Below are 17,943 nucleotides of genomic sequence, written 5' to 3' on the forward strand. Positions count from 1 at the left end.
CCCGCGCGGGACATATGCGCGCGGTGAGCTTCGCTATCGGCGCGCCCGTATGGGCGCCCGAGGGCGTTTTCTATACACTGATCCGACCGATTCGAACCGTTGCCGTGCCTCGCACGCATGCCGCTGCGCCGCACGGACGGTCAACTTCTTTTTGGCAGGGACTTTGCCATGACATCCGAGCCCCGCTATCCGCGCGACCTGATCGGCTATGGCCGGCAACCCGTTCAGGCCGATTGGCCCGACGGGGCGCGTATCGCCGTGCAGTTCGTTCTCAATTACGAGGAGGGCGGCGAGAACTGCGTACTGCACGGCGATCCCGCTTCCGAGCAGTTTCTGTCCGAAATAGTCGGCGCGGCCGCTTATCCGGCGCGACACATGAGCATGGAGTCGATCTACGAGTACGGCTCCCGTGCCGGCGTCTGGCGCATCTTGCGCGAGTTCGACAAACGCGGCCTGCCGCTCACGGTCTTCGGCGTCGGCATGGCGATCGAGCGCAACCCCGAAGTGGCGCGCGCGTTCGTCGAAGCGGGGCACGAGATTGCCTGTCACGGATGGCGCTGGATCCACTATCAGGACATGCCGCCCGAGCGTGAAGCCGAGCATATGCGGCTCGGCATGGAGGCGATCGAGCGTGTCACGGGCGTGCGGCCGCTCGGCTGGTATACCGGGCGCGACAGCCCGAACACGCGGCGGCTCGTGGCGGAGTACGGCGGCTTCCTTTACGACTCCGACTACTACGGCGACGATTTGCCGTTTTGGACCGAAGTCGAGGTGACAGGCGGCGAAAAGCGGCCGCAACTGATCGTTCCGTATACGCTCGATACGAACGACATGCGGTTTGCGACGCCGCAAGGCTTCAATACGGCCGATCATTTCTTCACCTACCTGCGCGATGCCTTCGACGTGCTTTACGAGGAAGGCGGCGAAGTACCGAAAATGCTGTCGATCGGCATGCATTGCCGTCTGCTCGGTCGGCCCGGCCGCTTTCGCGCGTTGCAGCGGTTTCTCGACCATATCGAAGGCAGGGATCGCGTGTGGGTGGCGCGCCGCGTCGACATTGCGCGCCATTGGCATACGCGTCATCCCTATCGGCAAAACGAGAATGGCGCGCGCGCGTGAAGCCCATGCACTACCGATACACGCTGGAACAACTGAACACGATGCCGCGCGACGCATTCGAGGCGGCGCTATCGGGCATCTTCGAGCATTCTCCCTGGGTGGCGCGGCAGGCGGCCGATGCAAGACCGTTTTCGAGCGTCGATGCGCTTCATGCGGCGATGTGCGGCATCGTGGCGAAGGCGGCCCCGGCGCGGCAGCTCGCGCTCATCGATGCCCACCCGGAACTCGCCGGCAAAGCTGCGGTGCGCGGCGAGCTGACGGAGGAATCGACACGCGAGCAAAGCGGTGCGGGTCTTGCACAATGCACGCAGGAAGAGTTCGATAAACTGCAGCGCCTGAATCGAGCCTATCGCGAGAAGTTCGGTTTTCCGTTCATTCTCGCCGTGCGCGGCTACGACCGGGCGGGCATCATCGCGAATTTCGAAGCGCGTTTGAACAACGCGCGCGACGAGGAGCTGCGCACGAGCCTGGAGCAGATCTATCGCATCGCGCGGTTTCGGATCGACGATCTCGTGAAGGCATGAGCGCATTGATGCATTGATAGATCGACATTTCGAAAGATACAAAGGACGACGACGATGGCCCACCCGATTCTCGACCCGAACGCGCCCGAGTTCACGCGACGCTACGTCAATCTGGCCGATCCACGGCTGGGCGCGCAGGCACTGGTAGCAAGCGACGAATTTTTCGCGCCCAAGGATCGCATGCTGAGCCCGGAGCCTGCCGTATTCATTCCCGGAAAGTACGACGACCACGGCAAATGGATGGACGGGTGGGAAACGCGCCGTAAGCGCACGACGGGGTACGACTGGTGCATCGTGAAACTGGCGCGGGCCGGTATCGTCAAGGGCGTCGACATCGACACGAGCCATTTCACCGGCAACTTTCCTCCGGCGGCCTCGATCGAGGCCGCGTACGTGCCCGGCGGCGGTCAGCCCGACGATGCAACGCAATGGGCGCAGATCGTGCCTTCCACGACGTTGCAGGGCAATAGCCATCACTACCTGGAGACGAACGACACGCAGCCATACACGCACGTGCGCCTGAATCTGTATCCCGACGGCGGCGTCGCGCGCCTTCGCGTGTACGGGCAGCCGCAGGTCGATTGGGCCAATGTGAGCCGAGGCGCGGCGCTCGATCTGGCCGCGATGGAAAACGGCGCATATATCGTCGCGGCGAACAACGAACATTTCGGCGCGGCCTCGACTCTATTGATGCCGGGCCGCGGTATCGATATGGGCGATGGCTGGGAGACGCGGCGGCGCCGCGAACCGGGCAACGATTGGGCCATCGTCGCGCTTGCGCATGCGGGCACTATCGAGCGAATCGAAGTCGACACCGCGCACTTCAAGGGCAACTTCCCCGATCGCTGCTCGCTGCAAGCGGCTTGCGTCTCCGGGGGGACCGATCGCTCGATCGTCACGCAATCGATGTTCTGGCCGGTGCTGCTCGACGAGCAAAAGCTGCGCATGGATGCCCAGCATGTCTTCGACAACGGTCTCGCCGCGCTCGGACCCGTGACCCACGTGCGCTTCAACATCTTCCCGGATGGCGGCGTATCGCGCTTGCGCGTCTGGGGCCGCATCGAGTGAGCGCGGCATGAGAGAGCTTCTTATCGAACCGCTCACGCGCGCCGCGTTCGCGCCGTTCGGCGATGTCATCGAGCTCGAAGGTGCGCGCCAAATCCCGATCAACCTCGGCACGACGATGCGCTACCACGATCTCGCCCATATCGATGTCACCGAAGGTGGAGGGCGGCCGCTCCTCAATGTGTTTCGCGGCGAACCGCGTGCGTTGCCGTTCGAAGTGCGGATGCTCGAGCGGCATCCGCTCGGCAGCCAGGCGTTCGTTCCGCTGACGGACGCACCCTATCTGATCGTTGTGGCCCCGAAAGGCGAACTCGTGCCGGCCTCGATGCGCGCTTTCGTGTCGCGCGGCTGGCAGGGCATCAACTACGCCAAGGGCGTCTGGCACCATCCGCTGATTGCGCTCGATCGATTCAGCGATTTCATCGTCATCGACCGCGGCGGCGAAGGCCACAACTGCGACGAACAGATGCTGCCCGAACCCGTATGGCTCACCCAGGACGGCATGCGGCGGGCGCTGTCATGAGCGTTCGAGCCCGGTCTTGCCCTAAATGGCGAGCCGGGCAAGCACAGTATTGCACCGCCGCAATCATCGAATACCCTGCCCAAGTTTCGGCTTTTCCTCGCTAAAGGCGACGAAATTCGTGTCGTTATCAGAGCTAACGGATTAGAAGCTCGAAGCGCTGCCGACGAGAAGCAGCGCAACCGTCGAAGAGCGAATACAAACGGGGTGTGTCGTGAATCAAAAACGATCGACCTGGACGCGCACGGCCGCGCCGGGAGAAGTCATCTATTCGGAAGGTTTCGCGGGCGAGCCCGTCATCTATGTGATTACGGAAGGCCGAGTCGAGATTTCCACACACTGCGACGAAAAGAAGGTCGTTCTTGCGACGGTCGGCAAAGGCGAATTCTTCGGCGAAGCGGCGCTGTTGCCGAGCGAGCCCCGCGCGCAGACAGCCAAGGCGTTGAGTTTTTGCCAATTGACCGTCGTGCCGGCGAGCATGGTGGATGACGAGCTCGAGCGTGCTTCGCCGCTTCTGAAGCATTTGCTCAGAACGACCATTCGCCGCGGGAAAAAGAAAGACGATCTGCTCGCTACCTACACCCATGCCGATTTCCTGCCGGGCGTGGTCTCGTACGCCCATGTACTGGCCCTGATGGCGAGTGGCGAAGGCATGGAAGCCTCGGATGGCTGGGGACGACGTTCACAGCCGGACGAGGTCGCGGTGACCTTGCCCAGCGTCATCGCGAAATGCCGCGCGATCGCCGGGCATTCTCGCCCGCACGTGATGACGATGCTCCGGCGCATGGAAAAGCTCAATCTCGTTGCCATGGAGTTGGGGCGGACGGAGCATCTGAGCAACAGCGGCCGCCACTCGACGAACGATGGCGCGACGGCTCGCCAGGTCGTGCGGTTCGATCCGGCTCGGATTATCGAGCGTGCACAACAGGTTGCCGACCACGATCTCGATGTCGCGATCAACAGCGAGCTTGAACTGATCGAGCTCTCGGATCTCGAAGCGTTGATCGGCGTCGAGCGCAAGGTACTCATGAACAAGCTGTCGCATTCGGAGATTGCGGAGGACCTGTTCGCGTTTCGCAAGACGAACGTGCTCAGCTACGTCGAGCAAAAGGGCATCAGCTATTTCACGAAGCGCAACGCTCGGCCGGGCGGCGAGGTGGCCTCGCTCGAGGATCTCGAGTATGTCGATCAACGCACGCTGTTCGAAGCGGTCAGCGCGACCGACACATACGATCTGGCCAAGATGCTTGCCGCGATGACGGACGAGGCTGTCGCCGAGCGGCTCCAATCGGTCATGACCGAAGCGCGCAAGAAAGAGGTCTCCTGGGTGATGCGCCGCGAGATCAAACTTGATCCGCTCGAAGTGAGCGATATCGAGCAGCGGTTCATCGAATCCGTCAGAGCGATCAGGATGGCGGCGGCGGGTGCGCCGGCCGAGCCGGTCAGACGCGAAGCCTGAATGCCCCCCCCCGGCATGACGAGTCGGCCGCGACGGTCATGCCGCGCATGAAGCGGCGAAGCGAGCCGCGCGGCGCGCAAAGGAACACACTATGGACTTGCTGACGATATTCGGCGCGCTGCTGGGCACAGCCGCAATTGCGACGGGTTTTTGGCTGGAAGGCGGGCATTTTTCGACGCTCTTTCAACTCGAGGCCTTTGTCATCGTGCTCGGCGGTACGCTGAGCGCAGTGATGATCCAGAATACCTGGGCCCGCTTTTTCGACGGCATCAAGCAACTGCATCTCGCGTTCATGAAACCGCGGACTGTCGATCGCGAGAGCCTGTCGGTCCTGCTCGAATGGGGGGATCGGGCCAAGCTCAACGGCATGCTGGCTTTCGAGTCGCTCGATACGAGCGGCATCAATCCGTTCGCGCGGCGCGGCCTCGAGCTGTTGGCGAACGGTGTCTCGACCGCGGTGCTCGAAGACGCGTTGCAACGCGAACTCGCGGCCTACGAGCGTAATCGGATGGCCGCCGCACGCATCTGGCAGCAGGCCGGCGGTTATGCGCCGACGTTCGGCATTCTGGGTGCCGTGCTCGGGCTGGTGCATGTCACCGGCCATATCCTCGAACCCGCTCAGCTCGGGGCCGGCATTGCCGCGGCCTTTACCGCGACGCTTTACGGACTGGCGATCGCCAATATCGTGTTCCTGCCGCTTTACGGCAAGATCAAGGCGCAAGTCGAAAGCGAGCTGCGCTTCAGGCGGCTCTACCTCGATGGTTTGCTAGCGATCTCGCGCAAGGAGTCGCCTCAGACGATCGAAACGCGTCTTGCCGGCGAAGTCCGCGAGCGCTCCGCCGAGCTTTTGGCCTGATCGGCCGTCCGCGCCGGCTTTTCCCGGTTGTCGGGCAGCCGGACCGCTTTGACGAGGTTTTCGTGCCATGAATATTTTCGCGGGGGGCAAGCGCCTGGCGTCCGACATCGGCGGACGCGAGCGCGAGGAGGATAGCGACGAGCACTCGGAGCGCTGGCTCATTTCCTATGCCGATCTCATCACCACGTTGATGGTTTTTTTCCTGGCGCTGTACGTGCTGCAGCTTGCCCGGTACCGTGAGCTCGAGAGCAAGGCGTTCGAACAGCGCATCGTGAAACAACACGAGCAGGCGGCTGCGGCCAGTGCGGCGAATGCCCGCGACGGCGTGCGCGAGGGCGCAAAAAAGACGTTGATGGCATTGCTCGAGCCTTTCCGCGATAGCGGTCAGATCGCCATGGTCGATACACCGCAAGGGCTCGAAATCGCAATCAACGCCCGGGTTCTGTTCAATTCGGGCGATGCGCGGTTGTTGCCCGATTCTTTCGCGGTGCTGACCGAGGTTGCCCAGGTGCTGGCCGATCATTCCACCCGCAACGTGCTCGTCGAGGGGCACAGCGACAGCATTCCGATTTCGAACGCGAAGTACGCGTCGAATTGGGAGCTGTCATCGGCTCGCGCGGGGGCCGTCGTGCGTTTTCTCGTCGACAAGGGCGTCGCCCCGCATCGATTGTCCGCCGTCGGCCGGGCCGACAACGATCCCCTCGTGCTCGGCGGCGACGAGGCGGCCCGCGCGGCGAATCGGCGCGTGACGATTCTCGTTCAATACTGAGGCGGGCACGCACGGTAGTTTTTGCCGCTTCCGTCGATCCGGCCCCATTCGGTGCCCGCGCTTTTGGTCAGGCGCCGTAGTTCTGGCGGCCCGCGCGCGTAGGAAAGCGCTGACAAGCCTACCTCCACGTATTACGTGCGGTTCAGCGTCGGCTGATTTGCTTCGGCGTTCGTCTGGCCGATACTTTGGTCACAGGAATCCGGTTTTATTTGCAGCCGATCCGATTTGAAGGCTCCACCGCAGGAGATTGAAATGAGCCGCATAGCGCAAGACCTGCTCGAACTCAAGCGCCTTACGCAGGATGGCGCCGGTGCACTGACGCAGCATCTGCTGCGCGAAGTGGCTGCGAATCTGATCGCATTTGGGGTAGCTGACCAACGCAGCGGTGGCTGACACGCGCAGGTCGATGACGCAAACGTTTGCGTGGCGTGCGAAGGAGATTGAAAACATCCCGCGTAAGGCGGAGAAGACCCAGGCAATCAGGGATCTAACAATAGAGCAGCAAACTCGGATAGAAGCAGAGGAAAGCTATGAACGCCTTTAATAACCACGAATCGATCCGCGAAATCAACTTGTCGTATCTGACACTCGTGCAGCGGTTGCTGCGCGAAGACCGTAACGAAGGAATGGCGAAGCTGGGCTTGACGGCTTCATTGGCGGAAGTGCTGTCGGGTCTTTCGCCGGAGCAAACCTTGAAGCTTGCGTCGCGCGATCAACTCGTGTGCTTCTTCCGCCTGAACGGAGATGCCATGCTGGGCGCCCTCGGTACGCCCGCGGCGGCACAGCCCGTCGCTCAGGAGCCAGCGCAAGCGCTCGCTGCCTGACGAGCCGGTGTAAATCCTCTGGTCCGTCGTCGAGGCTGGGAGCCGAGCACTTCAGCGCTCGCTCGGAAACCGCGGTACCGCGCGACGGACTCTACCTGCCCGCCCTTCCCGGCGGGTTTTTTTTCGGACGCTCACTGTTGCGCGCCGGCCTCGAACCACGCCGCGAGCTTCGCTCGCTCGTCGTCGGTCATATGGGTGACATTGCCGAGCGGCATCGACTTCAACTGCACTGCCTGTTGGTAGATACGCTGCGCGTTTTGCTCGATCTGCTCGTGGGTATCGAACACGACGCCCGCTGGGGCGCTGCCCATCAGACTCGGATGCGCCGAGTGGCAGGCCACGCACCGGCCCTGCAAGATGGGGGCGATATCGGCGACGTGCAGCGCGCTCGCCTGAGCAGCCTGAGCTTGCGGCGCGACCGATCGTGGCATCGTCCATACGAGCGCGACCAGTACGAGCGCGATGCCGGAGGCCGGCAGATACCAGCGTGCCTCGCCGCGATGACGCATCACGAAGAACTGCCGGATCAATGCACCCGCGAGCATGATCAGTGCGAGCACGGCCCAGTTGTAAGGATGGGCGTAGGTCATCGCGTAGTGGTTCGACAGCATCGCGAAAACGACGGGCAGCGTGAAATAGGTGTTGTGCACCGAGCGCTGTTTGCCGCGCTTGCCGTAGATCGGGTCGGGGGTCTGCCGCTTCAGCATGGCGTCGACCATTTTGCGTTGCCCTGGAATGATCACGAAGAAGACGTTGGCCGACATGATCGTCGCCAGCATCGCGCCGACGATGAGATAGGCGGCGCGGCCGGCGAAGACGTGGCAAGCGAGCCAGATCGCCGCGAGCACATATGCGCCTACGCATAGGCCGAGCAGCCGATCGTTGGAGCCGAATACACGGCAGAGCGCATCGTAGACGATCCAGCCGGCGGCGAGAAAACCGAGCGCCGACGCGATCGCTACGACAGGCCCCATGTCGAGCACATTGCGATCGATCAGATAGGTGTCCGGTGCAAACAGATAGAGCACGGTAAAAAGCGCGAAGCCTGACATCCACGTGGTGTAGGACGGCCACTTCGACCAATGCAGATGGTCGGGCAACGCCGGGGGGGCGACCATGTATTTCTGCATGTTGTAGAAACCGCCGCCATGCACGTGCCAGAGCTCGCCCGATACGCCGCGTGCGGCGAGGGGTGCGTCTTTCGGTTTTTTAAGGCTGTTGTCGAGTGCCACGAAGTAAAACGACTCGCCGATCCATGCGATCGCGGCAACGACATGAAACCAGCGGATCGCGAGGTTGAGCCAGTCGGTTACGAAACCTGCCATGAAGTGTCTCCAGCGTTCGATTGCGATCTTCGCGGCGCGTCAACTGCCGCGATAGGTGCTGTACGCCCACGGCGAAACGAGGAGCGGCACGTGATAATGGGCCGCCGCGTCCGCCACGCCGAAGCGCAGCACGACGCGATCGACGAAGCGTGGTTGCGGTAGGGCAACGCCGGCCGCGGCGAAGTAATCGCCCGCATGAAAGACGAGTTCGTACTCGCCTTGCGCGAACGCGCTGCCCTCGACGAGCGGCGCATCGCAGCGGCCATCCGCATTGGTGACAGCGGTGGCGACGAGCGCACGGCTATCGTCGCGGCCGAGCGCGAACAGTTCGATCCTGATGCCCGCGCCGGGCCGGCCGTGCGCGGTGTCGAGCACGTGGGTGGTGAGTTTTCCCATCGCATGCGGTCCTGGGTTCGTATGTCGGCATTCTAGAAAGTCGAAACGCTGCGTGCGCGACCGATAGGAAAGATAATGGCGCTCGCATGACGCGCGGGGGGGGGGCGGAGCCGACTCGCGCCGGCGAGGAGGACTATATCGTAGCCGTGAAGGTGGGTATCGCAGGCGGACCTATTGCCACCGCTATTTTGGCCCTCGATCGTTAGGGCCTGTCTACACAGGGAGCGTACATGCCCGATCAGTCAGGCGCGGGAGTACCTGTGCCGCGGCCCCGAACGCTGCTCGTCAAGCATGCCGACGTGCTCGTGACGATGGACGGGGCGCGCCGCGAGCTGCGCGATGCGGGGCTTTTCGTCGAAGGCAACCGGATCGCCGCCGTCGGGCCGATGAGCGAATTGCCGGGTGGCGCGGACGAAGTGCTCGATTTGGCCGGCCACCTCGTGATGCCCGGTCTCGTCAACACTCACCACCACATGTATCAGAGCTTGACCCGAGCAGTCCCCGCGGCGCAAAACGCGGATCTGTTCGGTTGGCTCAGGAGCCTTTATCGCATCTGGGCGCATCTGACACCGGAGATGATCGAAGTCTCGGCGCTGACGGCAATGGCGGAGCTCGTGCTCTCGGGCTGCACGACATCGAGCGATCATCTTTATTTGTACCCGAACGGCAGCCGGCTCGACGACAGCATTGCGGCGGCCACACGCATCGGCATGCGATTTCACGCGAGCCGGGGCAGCATGAGCGTGGGCGAGAAGGACGGGGGCTTGCCACCCGATGCGCTCGTCGAGGACGAGCGCGCAATTCTGACGGACACGCAGCGCCTCATCGAGACCTATCACGACGCCCGCCGTTACGCGATGCTGCGCGTCGCGGTCGCCCCGTGCTCGCCGTTTTCGGTGAGCCGCGATCTGATGCGCGAATCGGCGGCGCTTGCGCGGGCATACGGCGTTTCGCTGCATACGCATCTGGCCGAAAACGTCGACGACGTGGCTTTTACACGCGAACGCTTCGGCATGACGCCCGCAGAGTATGCCGAGGACCTCGGCTGGGTTGGCCCGGACGTCTGGCATGCGCACTGCGTGCAACTCGACGAGGCAGGTATCGGGCGCTTCGCGCACACACGCACGGGGGTTGCCCATTGCCCGTGCTCGAACATGCGGCTTGCATCGGGTATCGCCCCGATCCGGGCCATGCGTGACGCTGGCGTGCCGGTGGGACTGGGCGTCGATGGCTCGGCCTCGAACGACGGCGCACAGATGGTGGCCGAGGCCCGGCAGGCCATGCTGCTACAGCGCGTGGGCTTCGGCCCCGATGCGATGAGCGCACGCGAGGCGCTGGAACTCGCCACGCTCGGTGGGGCCGCGGTGCTCGGGCGAGACGATATTGGCGCACTCGCCCCCGGCATGGCGGCGGATTTCGTGGCGTTCGATCTGCGCCAACCGAGCTTCGCGGGCGGACTGCACGACCCCGTGGCCGCGCTGGTTTTTTGCGCTCCGTCTCAGGCTGCCTGGAGCGTGATCGACGGGAAGGTGGTCGTGCGCGAAGGCCGGCTCGGAACGCTCGAACTGGCGCCGCTTATCGAGCGGCATAACGCGCTCGCGCGCCAGCTTGCGCAAGCGGCGCGTTGAACCGCACGGTGCGCGGTGCGAAGCGGCGCCAGGCCTACGCCGCCTCGCCCACGAGCGCGCGGGTGGCATCGGCGACTACGCTGCGCAACCAGCGCACTTCGTCGGAGTAGTGCGAGCGTTCGTGCCAGAGCTGGTAGTACTGCATCGGCGGAAAGTCGAGCGGCGCCGGCAGCACGGTGAGCGGCAGAAACTTCGCGTAGTGATCGGCGAAGAGCCGCGTGGTCGTGAAGATCAGATCGGACTTCACGAGCACGTAAGGCGCGAGATTGAAGTAAGGCAGCGTGACGACGACGTGGCGTTTGAGCCGTTCGCGCGCTAGATGCACGTCGATGGCGCCGCGCTGTCCGACCGAGTAGGGCGAGGGTGCGAGGTGCGGGGCGTTCAGGTATTGATCGAGTGTCAGCGCGCCGCGCTTGGCAAACGGATGGGTCTTGCTCATGACGCAGACGATCTCGTCGATGAACAGATTCGAGAGATGCAATTGCTCGGGCGGCTCGGGCCAGTTGCCGACCACGACGTCGAGTTTGCCTTCCTCGAGCGCGAGTTCGTAATCGAAAGCGGGGCCGAGCGAATGGAACTCGAGTTGCGCGTTCGGCGCGGCTTGCCGGAAGCGCTCGACGACGGTCGGGACGAACAGCACGTTCAGGTAGTCGGGACAGCCGATGCGGTAGCAGCGAATGGAGGTGGCCGGGTCGAAATTATGTTGCTGAAAGCGGATCCGCTCGATTTCGCGCAGCGCGTTCTGCACGGGCTCGAGCAGCTTCAGACCGTATTCGGTGGGCACCATACCGGATTTGCCGCGCACGAGCAGCGGATCGCCGGTGATGTCGCGCAAGCGGCGCAGCGCGGCGCTGATCGCGGGCTGGGACTGATTGAGCTTGACGGCGGCGCGCGTCACGCTGCGCTCCATCAAGAGGGTATGCAGGACGCGCAGCAGGTAAGTGTCGATCGCCTCGCGTTGCTGACTCATGTTCTCTCCGTTTTCCGTATATTGAGCGGCTGATCGATCGGGGGCGGGGATATCAGGCTTTTAATATGTGCATAAATTCGCGTCAAGCGAGGAATGCGTCGGGTCCGCCTTCGATTTTGTCGGCTCGACGGTACGCCGGGATTTGGGTATCGTCGGACCACGGCGATGCGCGCGGGCCGCGGCGGCCAGGCGATTAACTTATGAACGATCTTTCCTTTTCAGAGAACGGATTCGACGATGCCGCGGCGCCGCGCACACCGCGCCTCGCACTTCACGGTATCAGCAAGCAGTATCCGGGCGTGCGTGCCAACGACGGCGTCGATCTCGTCGTCGCGCCGGGCGAGATCCATGCGGTGCTCGGCGAAAACGGCGCGGGCAAGAGCACGCTGATGAAAATCATCTACGGAGCGGTGCGGCCCGACGCCGGGGAAATCCGCTGGGAGGGTGCGGCGGTCGAGATCGCGAGCCCTGCGGCGGCGCGCAAACTTGGCATCGGGATGGTGTTCCAGCACTTCTCGCTGTTCGAAACGCTGACCGTGGCCGAAAACATCGCGCTCGCGCTCGACGAGCCGTTCGACCTCGCCGCGCTCGCGAAACGGATTCGCGACGTATCGCGCGAGTACGGGCTCGACATCGATCCCGCACGGCATGTGGCGAGCCTGGCAGTCGGCGAGCGGCAACGCGTCGAAATCGTCCGCTGTCTGCTGCAGCATCCGCGCCTGCTGATCATGGACGAGCCGACCTCGGTGCTGACTCCGCAGGCCGTCCAGAGGCTGTTTGAAACGCTGCGGCGTCTTGCCGCTCAGGGCTGCAGCATTCTCTATATCAGCCACAAACTCGACGAAATCCAGGCACTGTGCGATACCGCGACCGTGATGCGCGGCGGCCGCGTGACCGGCCGCGTCAGGCCGCGCGACGAAACACATGCGTCGCTCGCGCAGTTGATGGTCGGCCACTCGCTGCCCGACTACACGCGCCGGCCCCATACGCCGGGAGCAGTGCTGCTCTCGGTCAGAAACCTGTCGGTCGCGAGCAACGATCCGTTCGGCACGTCGCTCGCCGGCGTCTCGCTCGACGTGCACGAGGGCGAGATTTTCGGCATCGCGGGCGTGTCGGGCAACGGGCAGGCCGAGCTGCTCGCGGCGCTGTCCGGCGAGGGCGATGGCGAAGTCGCTGCCGATGCTGTGATGCTGTGCGGCAAGCCCGCGGGGCGGCTTTCGCCGGCGGCGCGCCGGCGGCTCGGTTTCGCGTTCGTCCCGGAAGAGCGGCTCGGGCGCGGCGCGGTCCCCGCCATGTCGTTGGCGGAAAACGCGTTGCTGACGGCCCATCGCGAAGCGCGCATGGTGCGGCAAGGCTGGATTCGCGCCCGGACGATGCGCGCCTTCGCCAAGCGGTGCATCGAGATGTTCGACGTCCGATGCGGCGGGCCCGATGCGCTCGCCCAATCGCTCTCGGGCGGCAACCTGCAAAAGTTCATCGTCGGACGCGAGATTCTGCTTGCGCCGAAGGTGCTCGTCGTGGCGCAGCCGACCTGGGGCGTCGACGTCGGCGCGTCGGCGTTCATCCGTCAACAGTTGCTCGATCTGTCGGCGAGAGGCGTCGCCGTGCTCGTCGTATCGGAGGAACTCGACGAGCTCTTCGATATCTGCGATCGCATCGCCGTGTTGGCGGGCGGGCGGCTGTCGCCCGCGCGCAAATCCGACGAGACGCATCCCGAAGAGATCGGCCGCTGGATGGCGGGCCTGTTCGGCGATCGGGGCGCAACGCCGTCGGAGCCGCAACCGGCGCATGGCTGAGTCCAATAGCCGTTGCCGGCGCATCGCGCTCGCAACCGATACGACAAACGATACCGACCACGACCGTTCCACCATGCCATTTCCTTACCGACTCGAAGCCCGCACAGCGCCTTCCCATACGATGCGGCTTGCGGTGCCGCTCATCGCGGCGGCACTGACGCTCGTTATCGGATTCGCCATCTTTGGACTCGTCGGCCGCGATCCGGCCGTCGCCATGCGCGCCTTTTTCATCGATCCGCTCTCGAGCGTCAACGGCTGGTCCGAACTCTTGCTCAAAGCGTCGCCGCTTTGTCTGATCGGCCTGGGACTCGCGCTCGGCTACCGAGCCAACGTCTGGAACATCGGCGCGGAAGGGCAAATGCTGGCGGGCGGCATCGCCGCAAGCGGCGTGGCGATCCATTTCGATCAGGCGAGCGGCGCATGGATCCTGCCTCTCATGATGGCGGCAGGCGTGCTGGGCGGCATGGCGTGGGCGGCGATACCGGCGTTCCTCAAAAGCCGGTTCAACACGAGCGAAATCCTCACGAGCCTCATGCTGACTTACGTCGCCACCCAGTTGCTGATCTTCCTGGTCAGCGGTCCCTGGCGCGACCCGCAAGGCATGAACTTTCCGATCTCGGAGATGTTCTCGGGCGATGCGCTCTATCCGACCTTCGGCGGGGATTGGCATTGGAAGTTCATGCGCGGCACGCGCCTGAATGCGTCGATCTTCATTACGGCCGCGGCGGTGCCGCTCGTCTGGTTGTTCATGCGCAAGAGCTTTGCGGGGTTCCGCATGAACGTGGGCGGGCTTGCGCCGCTGGCGGCGCGCTATGCCGGGTTTTCGGAGGGTCGCACGATCTGGACCTCGCTGCTCGTGAGCGGCGCGCTTGCCGGCCTGGCCGGTATGGGTGAAATCGCCGGACCGATCGGTCAATTGCAGGCGAGCTGGTCGCCGGGCTACGGGTTCACGGCCATCATCGTCGTCTTCGTCGGGCGGCTTCATCCGGTCGGCATCGTTTTCGCAAGCCTCTTGATGGCGCTGCTTTATCTCGGCGGCGAGGCAGTCCAGACCTCACTTCAACTGCCGCAGGCGCTCAGCGGCGTGTTTCAGGGGCTGTTGCTCTTTTGTCTGCTCGGGGCCGATTTGTTCGTGAACTACCGCGTGCGGCGCGTCGCGTTTGCCGGGCAAGCCTGAGCCCCGCGCCAACCCGTCAGCCCATCAACCGATCAACCATTCAACGATGAACATCGATCAAATCAGTAATCTCGCCGCGAGCGCGGTCGTGGCCGCAATTCCGTTGATGTATGCGGGGCTCGGCGAGCTCGTGACCGAGAAGTCGGGGGTCCTCAACCTCGGCGTGGAAGGCATGATGCTGATGGGCGCGGTGAGCGGTTATGCCGTGGCGACGACGACGGGCAACGCGTGGCTCGGGGTGGCCGCGGCGATCGGTGCCGGCGCCGCCATGGCACTGCTGTTCGCCTTTCTCACGCTGACGATGCTCGCCAATCAAGTGGCGACGGGACTCTCGCTGACGATCTTCGGTATCGGGCTGTCGGCCTACGTCGGCAAACCCTACACTTCGGCGGCGGCGCACTCGACGATCGCGGCGTGGCCGATTCCCGGCCTCGCGCATGTGCCGGTGCTGGGGCCCGCGGTCTTTTCACTGACGCCCCTCGGCTACCTTGCATTCGCCCTGTTCGGCGTCATTGCGTGGTTCCTTTACCGCACGCGTGCGGGGCTCGTATTGCGCTCGGTCGGGGAGTCGCCGCAAGTGGCCCATTCGGTCGGCTTTTCGGTCGTTGGCGTGCGCTACGGCGCGACGGTTTTCGGCGGCGGCATGGCCGGACTCGCGGGCGGCTATTACTCGATCGTCTATCTGCAGCTCTGGCAGGAGCAATTGACATCGGGGCGCGGCTGGATCGCGCTTGCACTCGTGGTGTTCGCCACCTGGCGGCCTTGGCGGCTACTGGTCGGCGCGCTGCTCTTCGGCGCCGTGACCGGTCTTCAGTTTTACGCGCAAGGCGCGGGCGTACCGGTGCCCACACAGTTTCTCGCGATGTTGCCCTACCTGGCGACGATCGTCGTGCTCGCCGTGATCTCGCGCAATCCGAACACGATCAGGCTCAATGCGCCAGCGTCGCTCGGCAAGCCGTTCTTCGCCGCGGGCTGAAGGCCGCGCGTTTCGCCGGCACACGAACCGATCGCATGAAAACCGCTTCAATCCATACAAACGGAGAAAGACGATGAGAAGAAAAATATCGACCACGCTCGCCGGTGCATTCGCGCTCGCGCTGGTCTGTGCATTCGGTGCAACTGCCCAGGCCGCGGATGCGCCCGGCGTGGCGTTCGTCTACCTCGGCAATCCGGGCGACGCGGGCTGGACCTATGCGCACGATCAAGGTTCGAAGGAAGCCGAAGCCAAGTTCGGAAGCAAGATCAAAGTGACGCGTGTCGAGAACGTGCCTGAATCGGCCGATTCCGAACGCGTCTTTCGCGACCTGGCGAACAAAGGCAACAAGATCATCATCGGCACGAGCTTCGGCTATCAGGACTTCGAGCTGAAAGTCGCGAAAGATTTCCCCGATACTGTCTTTCTCCACGCCACCGGTTACAAAAAGGCGCCTAATTTCGGCACCTATGACGTGCGGATGTATCAGGGGGCCTACCTGGCCGGCGTGGTTGCCGGCTATGTGACCAAAACGAATACGCTCGGCTTCGTCGCCTCCGTGCCGATTCCAGAAGTGGTCCGCAACATCAATGCTTACACGCTCGGTGCCCGCTCGGTGAATCCGAAGATCCATACGAAAGTCATCTGGATCAACAGCTGGTTCGATCCGGGCAAGGAAAAGCAGGCGGCCGAAACGCTGATCGGTCAAGGGGCCGATGTGCTGCTGCAAAACACGGATTCGAGCGCGACGCTTGCAACGGCGGAGGCTCGGAAAGTTCATGCATTCGGTTGGGACTCCGACATGAAGAAGTTCGGACCCGATGCGCATCTGGGTTCCGTGGTGGGGCACTGGGGTGTCTATTACTCGGCCGCGATTGCGCAGGTTCTCGACGGCAAGTGGAAGAACGATCCTGTGTGGTGGGGCATTCCGCAAAAGGCCGTCAATCTCGAAGACCTCAACACGGCGGCGATTCCGGCCGAGGCGCAAAAGAAAGTCGAGGCCAAGCGCGGCGAAATTGCCGGCGGCAAATGGGACGTCTTCACCGGGCCGATCAAGGATCAGTCCGGGGCGGTGAAAGTCCCGGCGGGCAAGGCGCTTGCCGATACCGAACTGCAGCGGCTCAATTGGTACGTCGAAGGCGTCGAGGGTGCGCTGCCGAAATAAGACGGCTCACCGAGGGCCGTGCCGTTGCGGCGCGGCCCCGCGGCGACCCGCCGGTAGTCGGCGCAGAAACCGTGCGTCAATCGTCCAGACGCATGCCGACCTTGAGCGAGACTTGCCAGTGCGCAATGGCGCCATTCGACAGGTGCCCACGGATCTCGGTTACCTGAAACCAGTCGAGGTTACGCAGGGTCTTCGTGGCGCGTTCGAGGGCGCAACGGATCGCATCGTCGCTCGATTTCGTCGACGAGCCCGTGAGCTCGATCTGCTTGTAGACGTGGTCGTTCATGAGAGACTCCGTTCTTGGCGGGAAAAGAAAGTATAGGCAGCGCTTAAGCGCGCCATGCGACTGAATCCGGCGGCAGCGCGCAAGCGAACACATGGTGCAGGCACCACGCGAAAGCGCGAGACGAGACGCGGCCACCGTGGCCGAAGGCGCAGGGTTCGTTCCAAGGCGACGGAGGAAAAAGGGGGAACGATGGATATCGGATTTTGCGGTGCGGGTCTCATGGGAGGCCCGATGGTGCGCCGCCTGTTGCAGGCGGGTCACCGGGTCTGGGTCTGGAATCGCACGCCCGGGAAGGCGCAGGCGCTGCTGGCTGCCGGCGCGCACCGTGTGGAGACACCGCGCGAATTGACGGATCGCGTGGATGCCGCCTTCCTGTGCGTATCGGACACGCACGCTGTCGGCGAAGTCGTCTTCGGTCTCGGCGGCATACTCGGCGAAGACTGCGCCGACGCTGGGGCGGGCCGGATCCGGCATATCGTCGACCATTCGAGCATCGCACCGGCGGCCACGCGCGACTACGCTGCGCGCGCGGCCCGGCTCGGCGTGGCCTGGGTCGACGCACCGGTCTCAGGCGGCGTGCCCGGTGCCGAAGCGGGAACACTCGCCGTCATGGCGGGAGGCGCGGCGGACGACATCGATTTCCTGACGCCCGTGATCGGTGCCTATGCGGCACGCATGACGCGGATGGGCGAGGTCGGCGCCGGACAGACGACGAAGCTCTGCAACCAGGCCATCGTCTGCGCAACCGTCGCGGCGATCGCGGAAGCCGTGGGGTTGGCCGAGCGCTGCGGCATCGATGCGGCGCGGCTGCCGGAAGCGCTCGCGGGGGGCTGGGCCGATTCGGTGCTGCTGCGCACGTTCGTGCCGCGCATGACCGAGGCGGGACACGCGCCGCTCGGTTCGCTGAAAACCTTTCAGAAAGATATCGACACCATAGCCGATGCCGCCCGCGACGCCGGCGCCGTGATGCCGGTGGTAAGCGAAGTGCAGCAGATCGTGCGACTCGGTGCCGCGATGGGGCTCGCGAACGCCGATCTCGCGGCGTTCATCGACGTGGTCCACCCACGCCGGGCGTAAGCCGCGAGCGCCGC

19 protein-coding genes are annotated in these 17,943 nt (G+C 63.9%); 15 read left to right on the forward strand and 4 right to left on the reverse strand.

The genetic code is table 11. From position 1 onward, the window contains the following. The first annotated feature begins 168 nt into the window (after positions 1-168). The 9 genes from puuE to GWC77_RS15150 all read left to right on the forward strand — a co-directional run bounded on the left by puuE (position 169) and on the right by GWC77_RS15150 (position 7,136). Positions 169-1,119 (forward strand): allantoinase PuuE, encoded by a 951-nt coding sequence (gene puuE, locus GWC77_RS15110; RefSeq protein ID WP_173258112.1) that lies wholly within the window; start codon positions 169-171, stop codon positions 1,117-1,119. Next, positions 1,116-1,643, forward strand: coding sequence for a 2-oxo-4-hydroxy-4-carboxy-5-ureidoimidazoline decarboxylase (gene uraD, locus GWC77_RS15115; RefSeq protein WP_173258114.1), 528 nt, complete (start codon positions 1,116-1,118; stop codon positions 1,641-1,643). Before puuE ends, uraD begins: the two co-directional genes overlap by 4 nt. Before the next feature lie 54 nt (positions 1,644-1,697). Continuing rightward, entirely contained in the window at positions 1,698-2,711 is a 1,014-nt protein-coding gene (gene alc / locus GWC77_RS15120) for an allantoicase (protein ID WP_173258116.1), read from the forward strand. 7 nt (positions 2,712-2,718) lie between these two features. Next, on the forward strand, positions 2,719-3,231 hold the full coding sequence (locus GWC77_RS15125; RefSeq protein ID WP_173258118.1) for an ureidoglycolate lyase: 513 nt from the start codon (positions 2,719-2,721) through the stop codon (positions 3,229-3,231). Between the two features lie 211 nt (positions 3,232-3,442). After that, positions 3,443-4,687 carry a Crp/Fnr family transcriptional regulator gene (locus GWC77_RS15130; RefSeq protein ID WP_173258120.1) on the forward strand — a complete coding sequence of 415 codons (1,245 nt, stop codon included), beginning with the start codon at positions 3,443-3,445 and terminating at the stop codon, positions 4,685-4,687. Positions 4,688-4,778: 91 nt separating this feature from the next. Next, positions 4,779-5,543, forward strand: a complete 765-nt coding sequence (locus tag GWC77_RS15135) for a flagellar motor protein (RefSeq protein ID WP_173258122.1) — start codon at positions 4,779-4,781, stop codon at positions 5,541-5,543. A gap of 67 nt (positions 5,544-5,610) precedes the next feature. Beyond that, positions 5,611-6,312, forward strand: a complete 702-nt coding sequence (locus tag GWC77_RS15140) for an OmpA family protein (protein ID WP_173258124.1) — start codon at positions 5,611-5,613, stop codon at positions 6,310-6,312. A gap of 252 nt (positions 6,313-6,564) precedes the next feature. Then, positions 6,565-6,705, forward strand: coding sequence for a hypothetical protein (locus tag GWC77_RS15145; protein WP_173258126.1), 141 nt, complete (start codon positions 6,565-6,567; stop codon positions 6,703-6,705). Between the two features lie 137 nt (positions 6,706-6,842). Next, a complete protein-coding gene (locus GWC77_RS15150; RefSeq protein ID WP_173258128.1) occupies positions 6,843-7,136 on the forward strand; it encodes a flagellar transcriptional regulator FlhD in 294 nt (97 codons plus the stop codon). Between the two features lie 131 nt (positions 7,137-7,267). Here GWC77_RS15150 and GWC77_RS15155 read toward each other — a convergent pair whose 3' ends face one another. Both GWC77_RS15155 and uraH read right to left on the reverse strand, forming a co-directional pair. Then, the gene (locus tag GWC77_RS15155) at positions 7,268-8,461 is read right to left on the reverse strand and encodes a urate hydroxylase PuuD (RefSeq protein WP_173258130.1); all 1,194 of its coding nucleotides are present in this window, start codon (positions 8,459-8,461) and stop codon (positions 7,268-7,270) included. A gap of 39 nt (positions 8,462-8,500) precedes the next feature. After that, positions 8,501-8,857: a hydroxyisourate hydrolase gene (gene uraH, locus GWC77_RS15160; protein WP_173258132.1), complete on the reverse strand. Its 357-nt coding sequence runs from the start codon at positions 8,855-8,857 to the stop codon at positions 8,501-8,503. Positions 8,858-9,087: 230 nt separating this feature from the next. Here uraH and GWC77_RS15165 point away from each other — a divergent pair, with 230 nt between their 5' ends. Next, entirely contained in the window at positions 9,088-10,485 is a 1,398-nt protein-coding gene (locus GWC77_RS15165) for an 8-oxoguanine deaminase (protein ID WP_173258133.1), read from the forward strand. A gap of 34 nt (positions 10,486-10,519) precedes the next feature. Here the strand turns inward: GWC77_RS15165 and GWC77_RS15170 are convergent, their stop codons facing one another. Then, on the reverse strand, positions 10,520-11,455 hold the full coding sequence (locus tag GWC77_RS15170) for a LysR substrate-binding domain-containing protein (protein WP_173258135.1): 936 nt from the start codon (positions 11,453-11,455) through the stop codon (positions 10,520-10,522). Positions 11,456-11,655: 200 nt separating this feature from the next. On the opposite strand from GWC77_RS15170, the gene GWC77_RS15175 reads away from it, so the two are divergent. The 4 genes from GWC77_RS15175 to GWC77_RS15190 all read left to right on the forward strand — a co-directional run bounded on the left by GWC77_RS15175 (position 11,656) and on the right by GWC77_RS15190 (position 16,566). Continuing rightward, complete coding sequence (locus GWC77_RS15175) at positions 11,656-13,251, forward strand: ABC transporter ATP-binding protein (protein WP_173258137.1); 1,596 nt, start codon at positions 11,656-11,658, stop codon at positions 13,249-13,251. Positions 13,252-13,324: 73 nt separating this feature from the next. Further along, entirely contained in the window at positions 13,325-14,428 is a 1,104-nt protein-coding gene (locus GWC77_RS15180) for an ABC transporter permease (RefSeq protein ID WP_173258186.1), read from the forward strand. Positions 14,429-14,474: 46 nt separating this feature from the next. Then, positions 14,475-15,404: an ABC transporter permease gene (locus tag GWC77_RS15185; RefSeq protein ID WP_173258139.1), complete on the forward strand. Its 930-nt coding sequence runs from the start codon at positions 14,475-14,477 to the stop codon at positions 15,402-15,404. 73 nt (positions 15,405-15,477) lie between these two features. Next, positions 15,478-16,566 carry a BMP family ABC transporter substrate-binding protein gene (locus tag GWC77_RS15190; RefSeq protein WP_173258140.1) on the forward strand — a complete coding sequence of 363 codons (1,089 nt, stop codon included), beginning with the start codon at positions 15,478-15,480 and terminating at the stop codon, positions 16,564-16,566. A gap of 76 nt (positions 16,567-16,642) precedes the next feature. On the opposite strand, the gene GWC77_RS15195 is transcribed toward GWC77_RS15190, so the two are convergent. Then, a complete protein-coding gene (locus GWC77_RS15195; protein WP_173258142.1) occupies positions 16,643-16,852 on the reverse strand; it encodes a dodecin in 210 nt (69 codons plus the stop codon). A gap of 189 nt (positions 16,853-17,041) precedes the next feature. On the opposite strand from GWC77_RS15195, the gene GWC77_RS15200 reads away from it, so the two are divergent. Then, the gene (locus GWC77_RS15200) at positions 17,042-17,929 is read left to right on the forward strand and encodes an NAD(P)-dependent oxidoreductase (protein ID WP_173258144.1); all 888 of its coding nucleotides are present in this window, start codon (positions 17,042-17,044) and stop codon (positions 17,927-17,929) included. The last annotated feature ends 14 nt before the right edge of the window (positions 17,930-17,943 follow it).

Origin of the sequence: Paraburkholderia sp. NMBU_R16 (assembly GCF_013282575.1) — a bacterium.
In the GTDB taxonomy this organism is placed as follows: Bacteria; Pseudomonadota; Gammaproteobacteria; order Burkholderiales; family Burkholderiaceae; genus Trinickia.